General features: G+C 67.2%; 16 protein-coding genes. 9 read left to right on the top strand and 7 right to left on the bottom strand.

The window, feature by feature from the left end; translation table 11 throughout:
• Positions 1 to 27: 27 nt before the first annotated feature.
• Complete coding sequence (locus tag ACT3UL_RS17540) at positions 28 to 957, bottom strand: SDR family NAD(P)-dependent oxidoreductase (RefSeq protein ID WP_444579637.1); 930 nt, start codon at positions 955 to 957, stop codon at positions 28 to 30.
• 168 nt (positions 958 to 1,125) lie between these two features.
• On the opposite strand from ACT3UL_RS17540, the gene ACT3UL_RS17535 reads away from it, so the two are divergent.
• Together ACT3UL_RS17535 and ACT3UL_RS17530 are read left to right on the top strand one after the other, a co-directional pair.
• Entirely contained in the window at positions 1,126 to 1,449 is a 324-nt protein-coding gene (locus tag ACT3UL_RS17535) for a hypothetical protein (RefSeq protein WP_444579636.1), read from the top strand.
• Positions 1,450 to 1,550: 101 nt separating this feature from the next.
• A complete protein-coding gene (locus ACT3UL_RS17530; protein WP_444579635.1) occupies positions 1,551 to 2,474 on the top strand; it encodes an NADP-dependent oxidoreductase in 924 nt (307 codons plus the stop codon).
• Positions 2,475 to 2,489: 15 nt separating this feature from the next.
• On the opposite strand, the gene ACT3UL_RS17525 is transcribed toward ACT3UL_RS17530, so the two are convergent.
• The gene (locus ACT3UL_RS17525) at positions 2,490 to 3,428 is read right to left on the bottom strand and encodes a hypothetical protein (RefSeq protein ID WP_444579634.1); all 939 of its coding nucleotides are present in this window, start codon (positions 3,426 to 3,428) and stop codon (positions 2,490 to 2,492) included.
• Positions 3,429 to 3,474: 46 nt separating this feature from the next.
• A complete protein-coding gene (locus tag ACT3UL_RS17520) occupies positions 3,475 to 3,960 on the bottom strand; it encodes a hypothetical protein (RefSeq protein ID WP_444579633.1) in 486 nt (161 codons plus the stop codon).
• 188 nt (positions 3,961 to 4,148) lie between these two features.
• Between ACT3UL_RS17520 and ACT3UL_RS17515 the strand changes: the two genes are divergently transcribed.
• The 7 genes from ACT3UL_RS17515 (at position 4,149) to ACT3UL_RS17485 (ending at position 14,896) form a co-directional block, all read left to right on the top strand.
• Positions 4,149 to 6,116: a hypothetical protein gene (locus ACT3UL_RS17515; RefSeq protein ID WP_444579632.1), complete on the top strand. Its 1,968-nt coding sequence runs from the start codon at positions 4,149 to 4,151 to the stop codon at positions 6,114 to 6,116.
• Positions 6,116 to 7,717: an N-6 DNA methylase gene (locus ACT3UL_RS17510; protein ID WP_444579631.1), complete on the top strand. Its 1,602-nt coding sequence runs from the start codon at positions 6,116 to 6,118 to the stop codon at positions 7,715 to 7,717. The genes ACT3UL_RS17515 and ACT3UL_RS17510 overlap by 1 nt, the downstream gene beginning before the upstream one ends.
• Positions 7,714 to 8,913, top strand: a complete 1,200-nt coding sequence (locus ACT3UL_RS17505) for a hypothetical protein (protein WP_444579630.1) — start codon at positions 7,714 to 7,716, stop codon at positions 8,911 to 8,913. Before ACT3UL_RS17510 ends, ACT3UL_RS17505 begins: the two co-directional genes overlap by 4 nt.
• 1 nt (position 8,914) lies before the next feature.
• On the top strand, positions 8,915 to 12,130 hold the full coding sequence (locus ACT3UL_RS17500) for a type I restriction endonuclease subunit R (RefSeq protein ID WP_444579629.1): 3,216 nt from the start codon (positions 8,915 to 8,917) through the stop codon (positions 12,128 to 12,130).
• Positions 12,127 to 13,065: a GIY-YIG nuclease family protein gene (locus ACT3UL_RS17495; protein ID WP_444579628.1), complete on the top strand. Its 939-nt coding sequence runs from the start codon at positions 12,127 to 12,129 to the stop codon at positions 13,063 to 13,065. Before ACT3UL_RS17500 ends, ACT3UL_RS17495 begins: the two co-directional genes overlap by 4 nt.
• A 134-nt stretch (positions 13,066 to 13,199) precedes the next feature.
• Complete coding sequence (locus tag ACT3UL_RS17490) at positions 13,200 to 14,357, top strand: ImmA/IrrE family metallo-endopeptidase (protein WP_444579643.1); 1,158 nt, start codon at positions 13,200 to 13,202, stop codon at positions 14,355 to 14,357.
• Entirely contained in the window at positions 14,357 to 14,896 is a 540-nt protein-coding gene (locus ACT3UL_RS17485; protein WP_444579627.1) for a DUF4411 family protein, read from the top strand. Before ACT3UL_RS17490 ends, ACT3UL_RS17485 begins: the two co-directional genes overlap by 1 nt.
• Before the next feature lie 69 nt (positions 14,897 to 14,965).
• Here the strand turns inward: ACT3UL_RS17485 and ACT3UL_RS17480 are convergent, their stop codons facing one another.
• The 4 genes from ACT3UL_RS17480 to betT form a co-directional block, all read right to left on the bottom strand.
• Positions 14,966 to 15,307, bottom strand: coding sequence for a hypothetical protein (locus tag ACT3UL_RS17480; RefSeq protein ID WP_443350989.1), 342 nt, complete (start codon positions 15,305 to 15,307; stop codon positions 14,966 to 14,968).
• Between the two features lie 277 nt (positions 15,308 to 15,584).
• On the bottom strand, positions 15,585 to 17,177 hold the full coding sequence (locus tag ACT3UL_RS17475; RefSeq protein ID WP_444579626.1) for a GMC family oxidoreductase: 1,593 nt from the start codon (positions 17,175 to 17,177) through the stop codon (positions 15,585 to 15,587).
• An 88-nt stretch (positions 17,178 to 17,265) separates the two neighbouring features.
• Positions 17,266 to 18,750, bottom strand: a complete 1,485-nt coding sequence (locus ACT3UL_RS17470) for an aldehyde dehydrogenase family protein (RefSeq protein WP_444579625.1) — start codon at positions 18,748 to 18,750, stop codon at positions 17,266 to 17,268.
• On the bottom strand, positions 18,743 to 21,058 hold the full coding sequence (betT, locus tag ACT3UL_RS17465) for a choline BCCT transporter BetT (protein WP_444579624.1): 2,316 nt from the start codon (positions 21,056 to 21,058) through the stop codon (positions 18,743 to 18,745). Before betT ends, ACT3UL_RS17470 begins: the two co-directional genes overlap by 8 nt.
• Between the last annotated feature and the right edge of the window lie 352 nt (positions 21,059 to 21,410).

The following is a 21,410-nucleotide window of genomic DNA, read 5'->3' as shown; positions in this document are numbered from 1 at the left end:
GCTCCGGCACGATCAGCTCCGGCCCGATCAGCTCCGGCGCCAGGGCCCCATGCGGGCCTTGAGCGCCCAGAAGAGCATCCTCGACGTGGCGACCGGGCCGTAGCGGACCCCGTCGGCATAGGGCTTGTCGGAGCGCAGCGTCGCGTCAGCTCCGCCATCGACGAAGACGATCTGCCCGGCCATGAACGAGTTCTCCTCGCTCACCATCCAGGAGATCGCGTCGGCGACCGCCTGCACAGGCCCGGGAAAGCCGAGCGGCTGGGGGAGTGCGGTGCTGAGCACCCTCTCCTGCGCCATGGTCTGCGAGGTGTCCTGCGTGGCGGTCCCTGTGGAGTCCTGCGTGGTGCTGGTGCGCAGGGCCTCCCGGGCCGTGTCGGTCTCGACGATCCCCGGGGCGACGACGTTGAGCACCACCCCGGTCCCCGCCCAGTCCTCGCCGGCCGCCGACTGGCGGACCCAGCGGTTCAGGGCGATCTTCGAGGACCGGTACAGCACGCCGCCGCGACCGCTGGAGAGGAGCTGCTCCGCCGTGGCGATGGCCGCGGCCTCGTCGCCGCGCAGGCAGGCACTGATGAGGGCGTCGTCCCCGGCCGAGAGCGACGCTGCTGAGGAGACCACGACCACGCGCGGGGCCGGCTTCTTCCGCAGGGACGCTCGCAGCCCCGCCAGCACGGCGAGGGTTCCGAAGTAGTTGACGCGGACCGTCTCCGTCGACGCGGTGCCGAGCCCGGCGACCAGCGCCAGACCGTCGATGCCACCCGGCGCGAGCCGGCTCACCTCGGCGACGAGCAGATCCCGGCCCTCGTCGTCGCCGAGATCCGCGCGGACATCGACGTCCGGGCCGAGGCCGCAACGGATCACCCGCGCCCCGTGCTGTCGCAGAGTGGTCGCGGTGAGGGCACCGATGCCGCTGTCGGCACCGGTGACGACGTAGGTCCGGCCCTCGTGGAGGATCATGTCGGCTCCTGACCCAGATGGGGCGCCCGCGGGATCGCAGAGCATCCTTCTCCTGAGGCTACGCTCGGCCACGCCCCGACACCATGGCGGCCGCGCGACCTCATGGCTCCCCCGGACCGTCGTCGTCCTGCCCTGGCGCCGGGCGCCACTGCTCGATACGTTGGCCGTATGACGACGCGACGAGCACGGGCCGGAGCCTTCACCGCGGGAGTGCTGTGCGCCAACAGCCTCCCGCACCTGGCCACGGCGGTGACCGGTCGCCGCCACCTCACCCCGGTCGGAGGGGCGCAGTCCGCGCCGTGGATCAACGCGGCCTGGGGCACGGCCAATCTGCTCGCGGGCCTCGCTCTGGCGCGACGGGCCGCCGGGGGAGAGGGACGCTGGGACTCCCGCTTGGTCGCGTTCGACCTGGGCGCCGCCGTGTTCGCCACCTGGATGGTGAGCAGCGAGGCCGCGCTGGGGGCGAACTCCGCACCCGACGACGTGGGGTGAGCCCGCATGCCGACCCGGCCGCCGTAGCGATGATCAGCACTCCGCCGGGGCGGTGCCCTGCTCGAGGGAATGCGGACGCGACCAGAGGAGTTGTCCCTGTTATGCGCGCAATGACCTACACCGAGTACGGCGACCCTTCGACCCTCCAGCTCACCGACGCCCCCCTCCCGAAGGCCGCCCCCGGCACTGTCGTGATCCGGGTGGAGCGGGCCTCCGTGAATCCCGTGGACTGGAAGGTGATGTCCGGCGGTCTCGACGGGCTCATCGAGACCATCTTCCCCGTGATCCCCGGCTGGGACGTGGCCGGCGTCGTCGAGTCCGTGGGCCCCGACACCCCGGAGTTCACGCCCGGTGACCGTGTCGCCTCCTATGGCCGCACCGACATCATCCACGGCGGCACCTATGCCGAGTTCGTCGCGCTGCCCGCCACTTCGGTCGCGGCCATCCCCGAGGGCGTCGGGTTCGACGTCTCCGCGGGCCTCCCGCTGACCGGCCTGACTGCGCTGCGCAGCCTCGAGACCCTGGAGCTGACCGCAGACGACACGCTGCTGATCCATGCTGCGTCTGGCGGGGTCGGCTACCTCGCCGCGCAGCTGGCGCGCGAGATCGGCGTGACCGTGATCGGCACCGCCTCCGCCCAGAACCACGAGAAGCTGCAGGCCATCGGCGTCACGCCGGTGACCTACGGCGAGGGCCTGGTCGAGCGGGTGCGCGAGATCGCGCCGAACGGTGTCACGGCCGTCGCCGACTTCGTGGGCGGAGTCCGGGAGGACACGCTCGCCCTGCTGGCCGACGGCGGCCGCCACGTCTCGATCGCCGACCCCTCGGTCGAGGAGACCGGCGGGCACTGGGTGTGGGTGCGTCCTGACGGCGCCCGGCTGAGCAGCCTGCTGGAGAAGGTCGCCGACGGCACCCTGAACGTCGAGATCGATCGCACCTTCGCCCTCGCCGACGCCGGTCAGGCCTTCGAGGTCAGCATGGCCGGCACCGCGAACGGAAAGCTCCTCATCGACGCGACCCGCTGAGACGAGCGCACTCGCTCACTCCACGCTGATCGTCCAGGGACCATCGGCGTCGACCTGGAGGACCAGCGAACCATCGGGGAGCAATGTGGTGCCGTCGTAGCGGCCGATCTCGTTGACGATCAGATCCGGGCTGCTCTCGCCCCACGCCCAGATCGCGAAGTTGCTCTCCCCGCCGTGGGTCAACGTGACCGGCGTGAGTCCATCGGCGACGCCGTCGACGATGACGAGCGAGTCGCCGGTTGCCTCATAGGTACCGGTCCCGTCCCAGCGCGGTGCTTCGTTGAGGTGGTGGAAGGTGATGGTCCAGTCGCCGTCCGCTTCGACGCGGAGAGCTGAGGGTTCTTCACTGAAGTTGATCGCGACCTGCCCGGAGTAGGTGCCGATCTCGTTGACCAGCAGATCGATGTCCTGTCCGTTACCGTCCACGGACCACAGAGCGACATTCCCGGTGCCGTCGTGGGTGACCTCGGCGTAGAACACCGCTTCGCCGAGTGGGTCGAGCATTACGACGTCGGAGCCGCTGCCGGTGAACGACGGTGGGTCGATCTGCTCGGGCTCGGGCTCGGGCTCGGGCTCGGGCTCGGGCTCGGGAGCCGGCTCCGGCACGGCGTCGACGGTGTCCTCGCTCCCGTGATCGTCCGCAGTGGTGTCCGAGACGTCCGCACCCTCGTCCGCAGCAGCCGCCGCTGCCTCCTCCTCAGTCGCCGACTCTTCGGTCGCCGACGATTCCGCGGCCACCGTGGGTTCGTCGTCCGTCGGTGCGGCCGGGGCCATCCCGCAACCGCTCATGAGCGCAGCTGTGGCGAGGAGCGGAGCGAGGGAGAGCCTGCGGGCCAGTGTCGTGCGGTGGCGGTTCTCCTGCTCCGGGTCAGGGTGAACGCCGCTGTGCAGTCCCGGGGTGGGGCGGGATGCGCGTGCCGAGGGCGGTGCGCCGTGACGCGAGGTGATGGCCATGATGGCTCCTTCGAGAAGGGGTGGAGTGGAACAGAGGGGACGCGCCTCAGCGCCGGGGACTGACGATCCAGAGGACGACGAGCGCGACGAGTGCGGCAGCTCCGAGCACGGACAGCGGGATCAGGGAGAGACGTTCGAGAAGCGAATCCGCGGCTCCTGCACCGAAGGCGGCAACGATCCCGGTCAGTACGACCGCTGCACCACCGGCCAGGGACACCTGGTCCAGGAGTCCGAGAGTCACGGCGACAGCCAGGGGGACGAGCAACGCCGCGAGCCAGAAGACGAGGGAACCGATCTGGTTCTCCGGCCCGATGGCCCGGCAGAAGCGCAGCTCGACGAGGAGGAGCCCGATACCGCCAGCGATCGTGACCACCAGGTGGGGCACGGTGAAGTTCCAGCGCCCCACCAGGGCCGGTGCCACGGTGACGGCGGCCGCGAGAACGAGGAGCACGGAGAATCCGACCGTGCCCCACGTTCCGAGGGGGACAACAGTCTCGGGCGGGGTGCCGAGGTCCTTCAGCAGGTCGTTCATGGTGAATCTCCGATCGGGTGGCGTACCGAGTGCTGCAGTACGGGGAGCTTTCGGCGGTCGTCACAGCATGCGGACGGTGGCAGACATTCGATATGGCGTCGAGCGGTAACATCCCTTATCAACGGACCGCGCGCAAGGGTGCCGACGATTCATTAGTGTGTGTCTGTCCCACTTGGAGGAGGTGCACAGTGCCCACGTTGACGATGCAGGCGATTGCGGACCTCGCTCAGGTGCAGCGCGAAGTCGTGAGCATGTGGCGCTCTCGCTACGCCGACTCCCCACATCCGTTCCCGCGACCCGTCGAGGCCGATGGCCGCCTCTTCGAGGCCGACCTCGTCGCCGACTGGCTCCGCGTCACCGGGCGTGGGAACAATCCCGACGCCCCGCTCGAAGCGGTTCTCCACTCCTCACTGTTCGACAGCCTGCTCGAGGACCTCGACGCCGCGTCGACGCTTCTGCTGCTCCATGACCAGCTCGGCGGGCCGCTCGCCGACCTGCGTCCTCACGAGGTGCTGGACGGTGCACGCGACGCCGGCCTGGATCGACTCATCGACAGTGCGCAGCTGCCCGACCTGCTCGCGCAGTCCGAACTCGTCGCGGCCATCGATGATCTTGCCGAGGCGGCGTTCTCCGGTCGTCACGTGCTCGAGAGGCTGGTGGACACCTTCTCCACTTCCCGAGGTGCCTGGGCGGGCGAGGCCCTCACCGGCCCCGGCGCCGACCTCGTGGCGGACGTCATCCTGGCGATGCACGAACAGTCGAACCACCGCCTCGATCCGCACGGGAGCGGAGGGCGGCTGCTGATCACGATCGCCGCCGCAGCGGCCGGCGAAGACCGCGGTCTTCTCGTCGGCATCGACGACGCGATGATCCAGGAACCCACCGGGCGGGCGCTGCTGCGCCTGCTGGCCACCCAGCTGGGCCCGGACAGCGTCGTGGACACTGCCTGCGCCGACGAGATGGCGCAGGGCCACCTCACGCTGGTCATGAGCCAGGAGATCGAGGATGCCCACACCTTCTTCGAGGAGATCGACTCGCTCCTGCTCGAGCGCGGCCCGGGAGACGTGCTCGCCCTCATCGGCCCGGCCGAGCTCCTCGTCGAGCCCCTCAAAGACGATGCCCTCCGCGTGGCACGTGAGCGCCTGCTGATGCCCACGGCGGGCCATCCCGCAGACCTGCGATATGTCGCGCGCCTGCCTCGGGGCCTGAGCCGTCATGGCGGGCGCCGCCGACTCGCCCTGTGGGTGGTCGGCACAGCGGTGACCCACGCCGACCGAACCTGGACCGTCTACGGCGAGCACGCCGACACCGCGCTCGACCGGGCCTCCCGCGCCGCGATCGCCGCCGACGTCGTAGCCGCCCTCGCCGGCGGCGATGCGCTGACCTCCCACGCCTTCCTGCGCAGCAGCCGCCTGGCCACGGATGCCCTGGTGCGCCGGCGATCCCTGGTCCTTGCACCCCAGGAGGCGCTCGAGCGCAGCGGGGGCGAGAGCCTCGCCCGCATCTGGGAACTTGACGACGGGCTCGTGCGCGATGCGGTGCATCTGGAAGCCGTGGACGCCGGGGGCATCGATCCCACGATCTCCTGGCACACAGTGACCACGGCCTTCGCCGCCGAGATGCGCGGCACCAGGCTTCCCGAGGAAGCGATCGCCGGCCCGGAACCTGGCAGTGCGATCGTGATCGGGCCCGAGGAGGTACGGGATCCGCAACGACGCGGCCGGAGGGCCATCGATCGCCTCGTGCTGGAGAAGGCAACCTCGCGCAGCACGTTCACGCACCCCGGAGACGTGGTCTTCACCGCCGAAGGTGGGGTTGCTGCATTCGTCGATGTGGAGGGCGGTCACGTGCTGCAGTCACCTGTGCGGGCCCTGCGCTGCCGGCCCGATGGTCGGCAGGGACGCATCCTCCACCCGTCCGTCGTCGCCGCAGATATCTCCCGCCAAGAGGGACGCGACCGGCGCACCTGGCGCCTCCGAACCGTCCCGGACGATGCGGTGCCCGCGATCGAGCAGACTACTGCACGGTTTGAGGCCCGCCGGGCCCACCTGACCTCCCAACTCGCCACCCTCGACGCCCTCGAGGACGAACTCACCCGGGCCCTCGCGACGGGCACCCTCGCCGCAGCTCCCATACCCCCTCTGAAGGAGAACTGATGCCCCCGAAGTCAGCAACCTTGGCGCCCTCGACGCCCAAGGAGCTCAAGGACACCCTGTGGAAAGCAGCAGACAAGCTCCGCGGCTCCATGGACGCCAGCCAGTACAAGGACGTGGTGCTCGGCCTCGTCTTCCTCAAGTACGTCTCCGACGCCTTCGAGGAGCGCCGCGAGGCGATCCGTGCCGAGCTCGCCGGCGAGAACGAGGACTACATCGGCGAGACCCTCGAAGAGGTCGACGAGTACACCGGTTCCGGTGTGTTCTGGGTGGCCCCGACGGCCCGCTGGGAGTACATCTCGACGCACGCCAAGGGCACCCAGGTCAGCGCCACCGCGGACCGCCAGACGGTCGGCGACCTGATCGACGCCGCCATGACCCACCTCGGCACGGACAACCCCTCGCTCGAGGGCACGCTGCCGCGGATCTACGGCCGCGACAACGTGGACCAGCGCCGCCTCGGCGAGCTGGTGGACCTGCTGAACTCCGCTCGCTTCACCGGTGAAGGAGCCTCCAAGGCCCGCGACCTGCTCGGCGAGGTCTACGAGTACTTCCTGGACAAGTTCGCCAAGGCCGAAGGCAAGCGTGGCGGCGAGTTCTACACCCCGCCGGCGGTGGTGCGCACCCTGGTGGAGATCCTGGAGCCGAAGAAGGGCCGCGTCTACGATCCGTGCTGCGGCAGCGGCGGCATGTTCGTCCAGGCCGAGAAGTTCCTCGCTTCGCACAACGAGGATCCGACGAACATCGCTGTGTACGGCCAGGAGCTCAACGAGCGCACCTGGCGGATGGCGAAGATGAACCTCGCCATCCACGGCATGGACTCCCGGGGCCTCGGCGCCCGCTGGGGCGACACCTTCGCCCGCGACATCCACCCGAACCTGGTGGCGGACTTCGTGATGGCCAACCCGCCGTTCAACATCAAGGACTGGTCCCGCCAGGAGGACGATGCCCGCTGGACCTACGGCGTGCCGCCGGTGCGCAACGCCAACTATGCGTGGATGCAGCACATCCTCTCCAAGCTCTCCGCGCAGGGTGAGGCAGCCGTGGTGATGGCCAACGGGACCATGGCCTCGAACACCGGGGGAGAGGGCGAGATCCGCAAGAACATGCTGAAGGCCGGCGTGGTCTCCGCGGTGGTGGCGATGCCGCCGAACCTGTTCCGCTCCGTGGCGATCCCGGTGTGCGTGTGGTTCTTCGCGAACGACAAGACTGCCGGCTCGAAGGGCTCGATCGACCGCTCCCGCGAGGTGCTGTTCATCGATGCCCGCGAGACGGGGCACATGATCGACCGCGTGGAGCGCACGTTCTCCGACGAGGACATCCACACGATCGCCAATACTTACCGCACTTGGCGCGGCCGTGACTCTGCTGAGGGCGAGTACGTGGACGTGCCCGGCTTCTGCAAGAGCGCCACCATCGACGAGATTGAGCAGGCGGGATGGGCGGTGACCCCCGGCCGCTTCGTGGGCGCCCCCGAGGCCGAAAAGGACGACGAACCGATCGACGAGAAGATCGAACGGGTCACCAAGGAGCTGACCGCGGCGCTGGATGAGTCCGCGCGCCTCGATGACGTGGTGCGGGAGCAGCTAGGGAGGTTGGCGTGAACATGAGGACTGAGAAGCTCGGCAACCTTGGGGTCATCTTCGATGGGCCGCACGCGACGCCCGTCCGGCGCGAGACCGGTGCGTACTTCTTGAACATCTCAAGTCTAAATGAGGGGCGCCTGGACCTCAGTCAGTCAGACCATGTGGATCAGGAGGATTTTCAGAAGTGGACGCGACGCGTGCAGCCACAGGAAAACGATCTGCTCTTTTCGTATGAAACTCGACTAGGTCAAGCAGCGCTGATGCCCTCCGATATAGAGGCATGCCTTGGGCGCAGAATGGCACTCCTCAGGCCGCACCCAGGGAAGATTGACCCTCGATTTCTCCTGTATGCATGGTTGTCTCCCGTGTTCAAATCTCAAATTGATCGACGCGCAGTTCGCGGCGCGACCGTGGATAGGATACCGCTCAACGAACTAGCGGACTGGGATATCCCTGTCCTGGGGGCCCTTGGTGCCCAAAGAGCGATATCGCATATGCTTGGCGCGCTCGATGGCAAGATTGTCGCGAACGAAAAGGTAGCTTCCATTGCGGACGAGATGTTCCACCTCGAGTGGCGTAAGTTTTACACAGAGGGCGAGGGGTGGTTGAAGGTTTCTCTGGGTGATGTGGCACCCTCGCAGTACGGATTGACTGCAAGTGCGGGCAAGAATGTTGAGGGGGCCTACTTTTTGAGGGTTACCGACATAAATAAGAGCAATTGGATTGACTGGGGAAGCGTCCCGGCAGTCTCTAGTGAGGGTGCCGATTTCTCGAAATATGAGCTGTTTAAGGGTGACTTGTTGGTTGCGCGCATGGGGGACCCGGGAAAGTCGGCAATCTATGAGGAGAATTCCGGGTCTGCGGTGTTTGCTTCATATCTCGTCAGGCTAAAGCCTCCGAGCTACGAGTATGGACTGTTCTTATATGGATTCCTCAAGTCGGACTTCTTCTTGGAATACGCGGATTCTGTAATCACGGGGACGGTGCAAAGAAACATGAATGCTAAGCTTATTCGAGCGGCACCATTAAGTGTCCCTTCTGGTGAAGAGATCGGCGTGTTTGCTAGACGAGTTGGTGTACTGCGTGACAAGATTTCGGCCTGTTTGAAAGAAAATTCTCGCCTCGCCGCTACCCGCGACGAGCTTCTCCCATTGCTGATGTCCGGCAAGATCACTGTCAAGGATGCCGAGAAGACCGTCGAGGAGGTCGTCTGACATGTCCGCGAATACTGGTGAGGATGCCTGGGAGCAGCTCGTCACCGATGAGATGCGAGGGCTGGACTGGGAGTACACGCCCGGCGCGGAGGTCGCGCCTGGCTCGGGGGAGCGCGAGTCATGGCAGGACATCGTGCTGCGCGGCACCCTCGATACGGCGCTGAAGAACCTCAATCCCGAGGTGCCGGCCGACTACCTCCACCAGGCCGCCGCGGAGGTGCTGATTCCGCAGTCGCAGGACGCGATCACGGAGAACTTCCGTCTGCACCAGATCCTGCGCGACGGCTACCGCGGCATCACCTACGTGGATCACGATGGGCGTGAGCGCAGCCCGGTGATCCGCTTCCTGGCCGGGAACGTGGAGGAGAACAGCTACCGCGTCGTGAACCAGGTGACTATGCGCCGCGGGCAGGTGGAGCGGCGCTTCGACGTGGTCGCCTACGTCAACGGCCTGCCGCTGGTGATCATGGAGCTCAAGCAGGCCGGCAGCCGGTCCGCCACGGCCGAGGCCGCGTTCAACCAGCTGCAGACCTATGTCGATGAGCTGCCCATGGCGTTCCGCTTCACGGCCTTCGTCGTCGCCAGTGATGGGATCAATGCCCGCTACGGCACGCAGTTCACGCCGTGGAACCACTTCGCCTCCTGGAACGTGGACGACGACGGGCGACCCGTCGCCATCGGCGAACAGGGGCCGGACGGGGAGATCCTCACCGAAATCGACTGGACGCTGAACGGCCTGTTCAACCTCGATCGCTTCGGGCAGCTGATCCACGATTTCGTCGCTTTCGACGAGGACGCCGCCGGACTCACCAAACGTGTCGCCAAGCCCCACCAGTACTTCGCCGTCACCAAGGCCGTCGGATCCACCATCAGCGCTGTCCGCGCGGACGGGAAGATCGGCGTGGTGTGGCACACCCAGGGCTCCGGCAAATCCATGGAGATGGAGCTGTACACCGCAAAGGTCATGGGTCACCCGCAGCTGGCGAACCCCACCATCGTCGTGCTCACGGACCGCACCGAGCTGGACACCCAGCTGTTCGACGGCTTCCAGCGCTCCACCCTCCTTCCCGAACAGCCCCAGCAGGTCTCCAGCCGCAAAGAGCTGCGCTCCCAGCTCAGCGAGCGCCGCACCGGCGGCATCTACTTCACCACGCTGCAGAAGTTCGGGCTGTCCCAGGACGAGAAAGAAGCTGGCGCCAAGCATCCGCTTCTCTCCGACCGCCGCAACATCATCGTCATCGCCGACGAAGCGCACCGCAGCCACTACGGCGACCTCGACGGCTACGCCCGCCACCTGCGCAGCGCACTGCCGAACGCCGCGTTGATCGCCTTCACCGGCACCCCCATCCGGGAGGCGGACCGCGACACCCGCCAGGTGTTCGGCGCCGACATCGACGTGTACGACCTGCGGCGCGCCGTGGACGACAACGCCACCGTGCCCGTCTACTTCGAGCCGCGGCTCATCCAGCTCGCCCGCCTCGACAAGCTCGACGACGACACCATCGACGATGCCGCCGAGGAAGCGACCACGGGCCTGGACGAAGTCGACAAGCAGCGGCTCCAGCAGTCCGTCGCCGTGCTCGAAGCTCTCTACGGCGCCCCCGAGCGCCTCACCACCCTCGCGAAGGACTTCGTCGAGCACTGGGAGCGGCGACGGGACAACATGCGGCCCATGATCGAAGGGCCCGGTAAGGCCATGATCGTCACCGCCACCCGGTCGATCGCCGCGCGCCTGTACGACGAGATCGTGGCTCTGCGCCCCGACTGGCACGACGAGGCCGACGCCAAGGGCAAGATCAAGGTCGTCTACACGGCGAACCCGTCGGACCCGGACCTGATCAAGACCCACATGCGCCGGCCGAGCGCCATCGCGAGCATCAAGCAGCGGGTCAAGGACCCCGCCGACGAGCTCGAGATCGTGATCGTCAAGGACATGATGCTCACCGGCTTCGACGCCCCTGCCCTGCACACCCTGTACCTGGACCGCAGCATCAAGGGTGCCCTGCTCATGCAGACCCTCGCCCGAGTAAACCGCACCTACAAGGGCAAGCAGGACGGCCTCCTCGTCGCGTACGCGCCGCTGTTGGAGAACCTCAACGCCGCCCTGCGCGAGTTCACCCACGAGGTCGACGCGACGGATCCGTCGGCGGGCCGTCGTGACGTCGACGAGGCCGCGCAGCTGGTCCACACACTGGTCGGCTCCCTGCGAGAGATCGTCACCCTGGACTGGAAGGCGATCCAGAACGCGGACGTGCGCCGCGGCTTCATCAACGCCGTCTCCGCGACCACGAACTTCCTGCGCTCCCCGCTCACCGAGGGCAACACCGACCCCGAGGACCCGGCGGCCCGGCCTCTGGCCGACGCCTTCCGCGGCCTCTCGGCGAAGCTCGACCGTGCGTGGGCGCTCGCCGCCGGGCACGACGACATCCAGGTGCTGCTGCCCGAAGTGCAGTTCTACAAGGAGGTGCGCGTCTGGATGGCGAAGTACGACGCCCGCGAGCGTATCTCCCGCGGCGAGCCCGTCACCGACGAGGTGCGGCGCCTGCTCGGCGAGCTGCTCGTCGACTCCGCCGAGAGCACCGGCGTGGTCGACATCTACAAGGAGGCCGGGCTGGACCTCCAGCGGCTCGATGCGATCACCACCGACTGGGTCGAGGAGGCGAAGAAGCCCTCGAAGTCGCAGCTCGCGATCGAGGCGCTGAAGGCCAGCATCCTCGAGGAGGCCGCGCGGGTGACCCGCGGCAACGAGGTCCGCTCGAAGCTGTTCTCCGAGCGGATCAACGAGCTGATGCTGAAGTACACCAACAAGCAGCTCACCGCCGCCGAGGTCATCGCCCGACTCATCGAGATGGCACAGGAGGTCAGCACTGAGGCCGATCGCGGCCAGCAGTTCAGCCCGCCGCTCGGCACGGACGAGCTGGCGTTCTTCGACGTCGTCGCCCAGAACCCCTCGGCCATGGACGTGATGGGTGACGATGTGCTCGCCCAGATCGCCCGCGAGCTGGTGGCGACAATGCAGCGCGACATCCGCACCGACTGGACCGTGCGCGACGACGTCAAGGCCAAGCTGCGCTCCTCGATCAAACGTCTGCTGCGGAAGTACAAGTACCCACCGGACCAGCAGAAGGACGCGATCGCGAACGTCATGAACCAGATGGAGTCGCTCGCGCCGAGCTATGCCGCACAGCTCGAGTCCGAGAACGGAGGCTCGCAGTGAACGGCAAACAGGTGAGACTGTTCCTCGTCGACGGCAAGCCGGGCGGTCTGATGACCGCAGAGATCGGGAACTGGACAGGGCATGTGCTCCGAGGCAAGCGCCTCGAGCTCGGCGAGATCCGCAAGCGCACCGAGGCTGGACGAACAGGGATCTACATCCTGTTCGGCAGCAACGCCGCAGGGGACAACGTTGCCTACATCGGGGAGAGCGACAACGTCGGCAAACGCCTTGTCGATCATGACTCCAAGAAAGACTTCTGGGACGAGGTCGCCATCATCACCTCGAAGGATGCGAACCTCACCAGTGCCCACGTCCGCTACCTCGAATCGCGGTTGGTGAGGATCGCCAAGACCGTCGGCCGGGTCTCCCTGGAGAACGTCCAAGGACCTACCGGCGGTGCCGAGCTCCCGGAGGCAGACGCCTCCGACATGGACTACTTCATCGATCAGGTACGTATCCTCATGCCCGTTCTCGGCTACGACATCTTCCGCGGCCGCGCGGCATCGGTCCCTGAGCGCCCGACGAAGACTGCGGGGCAGGAAACTCTCGGACTGGAGGACATGGCAGTGGACAGCCCGCAGTTCCGACTGAGAACGTCCAAGGGCGTCGATGCCCTGGCACAGGTCATCGACGGGGAGTTCACTGTGCTCGAGGGGTCTGTTGTCAGCGCTGCGATGCGCTCCTCCGGAAAGCAGTCGGAGTCGACGGCCAGGCAGTTCGAGAACCGCTCGTTGCAGCACGGAGAGTTGATGAAGAGTGCGGTGTCGCTCGAGAACAGCTCACTGGCGCGGCTGACGAAGGACCTCGTCTATTCCTCGCCGTCGGCGGCAGCGTCGGTCGTGCTGGGTCGAGCGTCCTCCAATGGACGGATCGAGTGGGTCGCAGAGAGCGGCATGAGCTACGGCACCTGGGAGGTATCCCAGGCGGAGGCGTGACCTGAGCGCCAGGCTCGATGGAGCGGTACGGCTCGTTGCGATGTCGTCCACATCCGTGCCCGTGAAGCTCAGCCAGTCCCTACGATGAGGGGCACGAGCTCCAGAAGAATCGGCGAGGTGGGAGGCAGTTGGGCATGGCTGTATACCTTGACGTCGCGCCTGATCTGCTCCGCTGGGCCGTTGAGCGAGCCGGCTGGGATGAGCAGACGGCGCTCCAGCGATTCCCCCAGCTCGATGACTGGACTGCCGGGGTACGGCAGCCGACCCTCAAGCAGCTGGAGAAGTTCGCGCACGCAACCCATGCGCCGTTCGGGCAGCTGTTCCTTCCCGAGCCGCCCATCGAGCCGTTGCCGATGCCGGACCTGCGCACGATCAAGGACGCGGCGGTCCGACGGCCCTCCGCCGATCTCCTGGACACGATCTACCTCTGCCAGGAACGGCAGGACTGGTACCGCGACTTCGCAACGGAGAACGGCCTCGACCCGGTGAGCTACATCGGCTCTGTCAGTATCGAGGACGCTCCCGCGAAGGTTGCGCACCGGATGCACGAACTCCTCGGAGACGCGCACCCTGGACCTGTCGTTCCGGGCAGCTGGTCGGCGACGTTCCGGCGGCTGGTCGACGGCATCGAGGCCTCCGGCGCCCTCGTGATGGTGAGCGGGGTCGTCGGGGCGAACACTCATCGAATGCTGGATCCTCGCGAATTCCGAGGTTTCGCCCTGGCAGACGAGATCGCACCGCTCGTCTACGTCAATGGCGCAGATACCAAAGCAGCCCAGATCTTCACCCTGATCCACGAGTTCGCGCATCTCTGGCTGGGTGGCAGCGCTCTCTCTGATGCAAATGTCGCTGAGCGCTCTGTGAACACGACGGAGCGCTGGTGCAACGACGTTGCTGCGGAATTCCTGGTGCCGCTCGACCTCTTGAGAGCGGTATACCGGGGCGATGCCTCCCCAGAAGCACTCGACGAGCTCGCTCGCCAGTTCTCTGTCAGCACGCTCGTCATGCTGCGTCGCATCGCAGACGCAGGATTCTTGGCCTGGGTCGACTTCCGTGCGCGGTACATCGACGAAGAGCGTCGAGTCCTGGCCAAACTCGCAGAGGTGCGTGAGGCCGGCGGGGGAGGGAACTATTACAACACTCAGCCGCTGAGACTGAGCAGGCAGTTCGCTCGATCGGTCATCGAGAGCACCCACGAGGGGAACACCCGATACCGGGACGCCTATCAGCTCCTCGGCCTGACGAAGCACAGCACCTTCGAAGGGCTCGCAGACCAACTCGGGGCCCGTTGATGTACCTCGTCGACGCGAACATCTTGATCGAAGCGAAGAACAGGTACTACGCCTTCGACATCGCACCGGGGTTCTGGGAGTGGCTGGACCGGGCTCATCGGCAGGGCGTCACCTGCAGTATCGACTCCGTTCGTGACGAGCTCCTGCGCGGGGATGACGAGCTGACCGGATGGGCCGCCGCTCACCGAGAATTCTTCCGCCCCATCGACCAGCGGAGCACGACTCATTTCGGTGCACTCACGGCCTGGGTCACCGCGCAGGGATACCGGCCTTCCGCCCTCAACGCGTTCACGGGGAAAGACGCTGACTTCCAGCTGATCGCTTTCGCGGTGGAGCACGGGTTCACCGTGGCGACGCATGAGAGGCCCAAGCCCAACGCGCGCAGGCGAGTGCTGATGCCGGACGTCTGCGTCGCCATGGGCGTTCCGACCGTCGATACCTTCGACATGATGCGTGCGACAGGTGCCAGTCTCCATTTCGCGTCGGCACCGTTCGACGACGGGAGCCTCGTAGCACCGACTCTTCCAGGCCTCGAATGACGCTCGCAGGGGCCTCGCAATCCATCTATCGCCTGCGCCGGCGGGTGCGTGCCATGCAGAGACGGCACGTCAATCCTGGCTGCCAGCAGGGCTGTGTCCTTGACGTCCTCGGCCCACCCTGTCCAACGCGGCGAGAACGATCGTGACGGCATCGTCGGGGGTCTCGGCGTCGAGGAGCGTCGGCGAGGGCTGGCCGGGCACGCCGACCACCCACCGCGCGCCTGATCCCTCGAAGACCCGTGCGACGAACAGCGTGCCGCCTTCGGGACGCCGGACCTGCAGCAGCGGACGGTGCTCATCGAGCGACATCGCGTCGGCGAGATCTGGCCGCGCCGAGACCAGAGCCTGCTGGATGCGGTCGCGCTCGAGCCAGTCGCCGAAGGAATCGGCCATATCGGGAGTGAGATGCATGGGTGTCCTTCACCAAGAGTGGCGGGCCCGCGCGACACCCTCGTCGGGAGCGCTGCGGGCAGTTGATCGGTGGCCGCACACAAAGGAGTGGCGCACGATCTGAGGATGCGACAGCGGGCGGACAAACCCGGCCGCGACCGTCGATAAGGGTTGCTATCTCGGGAGATGGCGACAGATCTGGTGAGCATGTCGATGCTGAGGCCAGCCCAGTACTCGTCGGGTACGCAAAAGCGCCCTGAACACCTCCTCGGTGTCCAGGGCGCTCGTCAGCAGTGGGTCAGGCGCGCTGCTCGGCGCGGATCAGCTCCGCCGCGCGCTCGCCGATCAGCATCGTGGTGATGTTGGGGTTCACCGCGACCAGCTGCGGCATGACCGAGCCGTCGACCACGCGCAGACCCGTGACGCCCTTGACCCGCAGCTGCGGATCCAGGGGCGACATGTCGTCGTCCACCGCGCCCATGCGGCAGGAGCCCGCCGGGTGGTAGACGGTGTTGTGGGTCTTGGAGACGTAGTCGGCGATCTCCTCATCGGTCTGCACGGCCTCCCCGGGGAACAGCTCACGGCCCCGGTAGGCGTCCATCCCGGGCTGCGCGACGATCTCGCGCGCCTTGCGGATACCGGCCACGGCCACGCGCATGTCGTGGCCCTCGGGGTCGGTGAAGTACTGCGGATCGACCCTCGGCTTGTCGCGGTAGTCGACCGTGCGCAGGCGCACCGTGCCGCGCGAGCGGGCATGGGTGACGTTCGGTGTGAGCGCGAAGGACTCCGGCGAGGTGGGGTAGCCCTGACGGCGGGTGTGCATGTCGAAGGGCACCGAGCCGTAGTGCATCATCAGATCCGGCAGGTCCAGACCCTCCTGGGTGGGGGAGAAGATCCCGATCTCCCACCACTGGGTGGACTCGCGCGTCATCTTCTGCGTGGACTCCCAGGAGATCACGGCCTCCGGGTGGTCCTGCAGGTTCGAGCCGACGCCGGGGGAGTCGACGCGCACCCCGATGCCCACCTCGCGCAGGTGATCCGCCGGGCCGATGCCCGAGAGCATCAGCAGCTTGGGGGAGTCGATCGCGCCGGCGGAGAGGATGACCTCGCGCCGTGCATGCATGATCGAGGAGCGGTCGAAGGCGTTGTCGATGTACTCCACGCCCGTGGCCCGCTGGTCCTCGTCGAAGAGGACCCGCATGACCTGCAGGCCGGTGAGGACGTGCAGGTTCCCCCGCTCCAGGTTCGGGTGCAGGTAGGACACGGACGAGGAGGCGCGGGTGCCGTCGGCCTGACGGTTCACCTGGAACCAGTTCGCCCCGTTCACGACGGTCTCGAAGTCGTTGAACGTGGCGCGCGGGATGCCCGCCTGCTCGCACGCGTCCAACAGAGCCACGCCCACCGGGTCCTCGGGCGGGACGTCCATGAGGTGCACGGGGCCGTCGGTGCCGTGGCCCTCGCCGGTGCGCGACATGTTCGTCTCCAGGCGCGCGATCAGCGGCAGGATCGTCTGGGCGTTCCAGCCCTCGGCGCCGAGCTGCTCCCACTGGTCCATGTCCTCCGCCGGCGGGTGGAAGGCGATGCAGGAGTTGTGCGACGAGCAGCCGCCCAGCACCTTCGCGCGCGCATGGCGCATGAAGGAGTTGCCGTTCTCCTGCGGCTCGATCGGGTAGTCCCAGTCCAGGCCGCCCTCGAGCAGCTCGGGCCAGCGCTTGAGCTGCAGCACCTCCTGGTGCTCGAGGTCGGAGGGGCCGGCCTCGAGCAGTGCCACATCGATGCTGGGGTCCTCGCTGAGGCGCGAGGCGAGGGCCGCTCCGGCGGAGCCGCCGCCGACGACGACGTAGTCGAACTCGGCGACGGGGTTCTCGGAGGGGAGATCCTGAGTGGACATGTCTTCTGCTTCCTGTCGAGTGGGAGGTGGAGGTGCGGGGCCGCCCCGCCGGCGTGGGGCACGGCGGGGCGGCCCGGACTGCGCGGGGTCAGTCCTTGCGGGGGAACCAGCCGGTCACGGCCGGTTCGGTGTTCTCGTAGATGTGCTTGGACTCGGTGTACTCCTCGAGACCGGTGGGGCCCAGCTCGCGGCCCACGCCGGACATCTTGAAGCCGCCCCACTCCGCCTGCGGAAGGTAGGGGTGGAAGTCGTTGATCCAGATGGTGCCGTGGCGCAGCCGCCGTGAGACCCGGTTCGCGATCCCGGAGTTCGAGGTCCACACCGCGCCGGCCAGGCCGTACTCGGTGTTGTTGGCGATCGCGATCGCCTCCTCCTCGGTGGAGAAGGTCTCGACCGTGATGACGGGGCCGAAGCCCTCCTCGATCACGGCGGGGTTCTCCGCGGTGCACTGGTCCAGGATGGTCGGCGCGTAGAAGTAGCCCTTCTCGAGCTCCGGGCCGCCCCAGTGGTTGCCCGTGCGCAGCCGGCCCCCGGCCTCGATGCCGCGATTCACGTAGTCGGTGACCTTGTCGCGGTGCTCCTTCGAGATCAGGGGCCCGGTCTCGGCCTTCTCATCCAGGGGGCCGCCCATGACGATGCCCTCGGCGCGGGCCACCAGGTCATCGACGAACTGCTCGGCGATGGTGTCCTGCAGGATCAGGCGCGTGCCGGCGGAGCAGAGCAGACCGGAGCCCATGAAAGCGGCGTTCAGCGCATTGTCGAGCGCGGCCTCGTAGTCGGCGTCGGCGAAGATCACGTTGGGGTTCTTCCCGCCCAGCTCGAGGGCGACCTTCTTGATGCTCTTCGCGGCGGATTCGGCGATCTTCCGGCCGGTGACCAGACCACCGGTGAAGGAGACCAGGTCGATCTCCGGGTGGGAGGACAGCGGAGCGCCGACCACGGCGCCGGAGCCGAGCACCAGGTTCGCCACCCCGGCGGGCAGGCCCAGCTTGTCCATCACGTCCACGATCAGGATCGTGGTGTGCGGGGTGAGCTCCGCGGGCTTGATGATGAAGGAGTTGCCGGCGGCCAGGGCCGGGGCGATCTTCCACGCGGCCTGCAGCAGCGGGAAGTTCCAGGGCGTGATCATGCCGCACACGCCGATCGGCTCGTGCACCACGCGGGAGATCACGCTGTCGTCCCCGGCGTCGACCAGGCGGCCGGGGTTCTGCCCGGCGACCTTCCCGAAGTAGCGGAAGCAGGCGGTGATGTCGTCCATATCGCCCTCGGCCTCGACCAGGCGCTTGCCCGTGTCGAAGGCCTCGGCGCGGGCGAACTCCGCCTTGCGCTCTTGGAGCTGGTCGGCGACCTGCAGCAGGAAGTCCCCGCGCTCGGAGGCCGGCTTGTCGGCCCACACGCGGGACTCGAAGGCCGCACGGGCCGCGAGGATCGCGCGTTCGACGTCCTCGGCGCTCGCCTCGGAGACGACGCCGACCTCGGACTGGTCCGCGGGGCAGATGACGGTGCGGGTCTCGCCGGTGGACGAGGGCACCCACTTCCCGTCGATGAACAGGGTGGCGATGCTGTCAGTCATTGCTCTCCTTCGTGGTCTTCGTCGTCGTGGTCGTCGCCCCGGTCTCGTCGGTGCCGAGCGCGGGGTCGGTCGGGTGGTCCTGCGCGTCCGTCGGATCGTGCTGGTCCGAGTGGTCGCGCTGATCGGAGTGGTCGATCTGATCCGTGTCGAGCCAGGTGTCAGGTGCGCTGACCGGGATGGTGCCGGTCGCGGTGCCGATCTCCTGGCTCATCGTGAGGTACATGATGTGGGCATCGTAGGAGTCCAGGACGTCGGAGATGACCTGATCCTTGGTGTACCCCATGATGTCGCGGCCGCGGGAGCCCAGCATCGAGAAGATCTCGAGGCGGTAGTAGACGTCCCGCACGGTGGCGAGGTTCGCGGCGAAGCTCGGCACCGAGTAGGCGACGGGATAGGCCTGGTACTTGAAGTCCTCCGCGTCGGGGAAGGTGACCACCAGGTCCACGAACGGGACCGTGCAGTCGGGGTGGTCACCGCGGTGGCAGGAGACGTCGGCACCGAGCTTGGTGAGCTCCGCGGCGACCTCCTCGATGGCGGGCGCGGCGACGGTCTCCACGAAGCTGCGGGCCTTCTCCTCGTCCGCGTAGGACATGCGATGGGACAGGCGCTGGCGCCAGGATCCACGATCGCCCCCGTCGGCCTCGCGCACGCGGCTGGTGAGCAGCGCGGGCAGTGCGGCCCGACGGGACTCGAGGTTCATGCTCTCCGTCTTCAGCACCTTCCACAGGCTGTACATGACCAGGTACAGCAGCACCGACAACGGCAGCCCGACCATCACGGTCGCGGCCTGCAGCGTGTAGACGCCGTTGATGAACAGCATCACCAGAGTCAGTGCGCCGGTGATCACGGCCCACACGATGCGCAGCCACGGCGGACCGTCCGAATCATTCATCGAGGCCTTGGACGTCATGTTCGCCATCACCAGCGAGCCGGAATCCGCCGAGGTGGTGTAGAAGAACAGACCTGTGAGCAGAGCGAGGGAGACGGTGAAGGTCGCCCCCGGGTACTGCTCGAGCAGGTTGAAGAAGCCGGATTCGGGCTGGTTCACGGCAAGATCGAGGAACTCTGCATCCCCGAAGAAGCTCAGGGCCGCGTTGCCGAAGATCGAGACCCACAGCAGGATGAAGGCGAAGGGGATCAGCAGCACGCCCACCACGAACTGGCGCAGGGTGCGGCCGCGGGAGATGCGGGCGAGGAACAGGCTCACGAAGGGTGCCCAGGCGATCCACCAGGCCCAGAAGAACAGCGTCCAGTCGGCCATCCACTGGTCGGAGGGGTAGTCGACCGCCCCGTCGCTGTAGGCGAAGGTGTTCATCAGCATCGAGGGGAACCGCGAGAAGAAGTCGCCGATGTTCTGCACCAGGGCGTTGAGCAGCTCGTGCGTGCTGCCCGAGAACAGCACCCAGAGCATCAGCACCAGGGCCAGGATCACGTTGAGCTCGGAGAGCCGACGGATCCCCTTGTCCACGCCGGAGACGGTCGAGAGGATCGTGATGAACACGGCCAGCGCCATGAGCGCGATCTGCACCGCCATCGAGTTCGGGATGCCGAACAGGGCGGAGAGACCGAAGTTCAGGAACACGACGCCGATGCCGAGCGACACCGAGATGCCGAAGATGGTGCCGATCGTCGCGCCGATCTCGGCGACGTGGCCCACGGCGCCGTGGATCCGCTTGCCGAAGATCGGCGCCAGGGCAGAGCGGATCGACAGCGGCAGGTGATACCGATAGGCGAAGAGCCCGAAGGCCATTCCCATCAGCGCATACATCGCCCAGCCGGGGATCCCGTAGTGGAAGATCGTCCAGATAGTCGCCATCCGGGCGGCCTCGTCCGAGCCGGCAGGGACGTCCGGCGGGGTGAGGAAGTTCGTGGCCGGTCCGGAGATCCCGAAGAACATGAGGTCCACGCCGATGCCGGCCGCGAACAGCATGGCCGCCCACGTGAACATGTTGTACTTCGGCAGCGAATGGTCCGGACCCATCCGGGTCCCGCCCACCTTGGAGAAGGCGACGATCAGCACGAACACCACGACGATGCCGGCGGTGAGGACGTAGTACCAGCCGAAGTTGGTCGCGATCCAGGCCATTGAGCCGAAGATGACGGTCTCGGCGGTGCTCGGCCAGATCGCTGCGAACAGCACGAACGCGACGATGATCGTGGCGGTGCCGAGGAAGACGGGCCAGTTGACGGCGGAATGGGTGGTGCCCGCAGTGCCGGTGCCGGTCGGAGATCCCGCTCCGCTCCCGCCGGGGTCGTTCCCGGTGCCTGGAGATTCTGCGGGGCGAGGGATCTTGGCGGCCTCGGCCATCACGGTCCTTTCGATCGACGTGCGAGCGGAGCGGGCCGTTTCGCACGAGCGAGCAGGCCCGGCGGTGGGAAGGTGTCGGCGGCCGGTGACTGGCCACCGGGCCGCGGACGACTCATCACCCTAGGTTCACTGGTGGAGGGGGTCCACTATCCATCCAGCTGGGTGACACATCCGTCAGGGGGACTGGGCAGGAATGCACGCCGACGTCGGCGTGGCGGGGATCCCAGAATGCCGTGGTCTCGGCCCGGTGTCCAGAGGCAGGTCAGCGCGCCTGCTGAGTGCCGGGCGCCGCGCCGACGCCGACGCGGAGCGGGCGCCGCGGGCGGTGCCGGGAGAACACGGGCAGGGGTCG

It is taken from the genome of Brachybacterium sp. 107 (genome assembly GCF_052379725.1).
Lineage (GTDB): Bacteria > Actinomycetota > Actinomycetes > Actinomycetales > Dermabacteraceae > Brachybacterium.
The sequence above is the reverse complement of the archived record's forward strand: the minus strand, read 5'-3'. Positions and strand labels throughout refer to the sequence as shown.

Bases quoted from the DNA above. Each gene is read 5' to 3' on its own strand.
- ACT3UL_RS17540 (WP_444579637.1), bottom strand. From the start codon at position 957: ATGATCCTCCACGAGGGCCGGACCTACGTCGTCACCGGTGCCGACAGC.
- ACT3UL_RS17535 (WP_444579636.1), top strand. From the start codon at position 1,126: ATGACGACGCGACGAGCACGGGCCGGAGCCTTCACCGCGGGAGTGCTG.
- ACT3UL_RS17530 (WP_444579635.1), top strand. From the start codon at position 1,551: ATGCGCGCAATGACCTACACCGAGTACGGCGACCCTTCGACCCTCCAG.
- ACT3UL_RS17525 (WP_444579634.1), bottom strand. From the start codon at position 3,428: ATGGCCATCACCTCGCGTCACGGCGCACCGCCCTCGGCACGCGCATCC.
- ACT3UL_RS17520 (WP_444579633.1), bottom strand. From the start codon at position 3,960: ATGAACGACCTGCTGAAGGACCTCGGCACCCCGCCCGAGACTGTTGTC.
- ACT3UL_RS17510 (WP_444579631.1), top strand. From the start codon at position 6,116: ATGCCCCCGAAGTCAGCAACCTTGGCGCCCTCGACGCCCAAGGAGCTC.
- ACT3UL_RS17500 (WP_444579629.1), top strand. From the start codon at position 8,915: ATGTCCGCGAATACTGGTGAGGATGCCTGGGAGCAGCTCGTCACCGAT.
- ACT3UL_RS17490 (WP_444579643.1), top strand. From the start codon at position 13,200: ATGGCTGTATACCTTGACGTCGCGCCTGATCTGCTCCGCTGGGCCGTT.
- ACT3UL_RS17485 (WP_444579627.1), top strand. From the start codon at position 14,357: ATGTACCTCGTCGACGCGAACATCTTGATCGAAGCGAAGAACAGGTAC.
- ACT3UL_RS17480 (WP_443350989.1), bottom strand. From the start codon at position 15,307: ATGCATCTCACTCCCGATATGGCCGATTCCTTCGGCGACTGGCTCGAG.
- ACT3UL_RS17475 (WP_444579626.1), bottom strand. From the start codon at position 17,177: ATGTCCACTCAGGATCTCCCCTCCGAGAACCCCGTCGCCGAGTTCGAC.
- ACT3UL_RS17470 (WP_444579625.1), bottom strand. From the start codon at position 18,750: ATGACTGACAGCATCGCCACCCTGTTCATCGACGGGAAGTGGGTGCCC.
- betT (WP_444579624.1), bottom strand. From the start codon at position 21,058: ATGGCCGAGGCCGCCAAGATCCCTCGCCCCGCAGAATCTCCAGGCACC.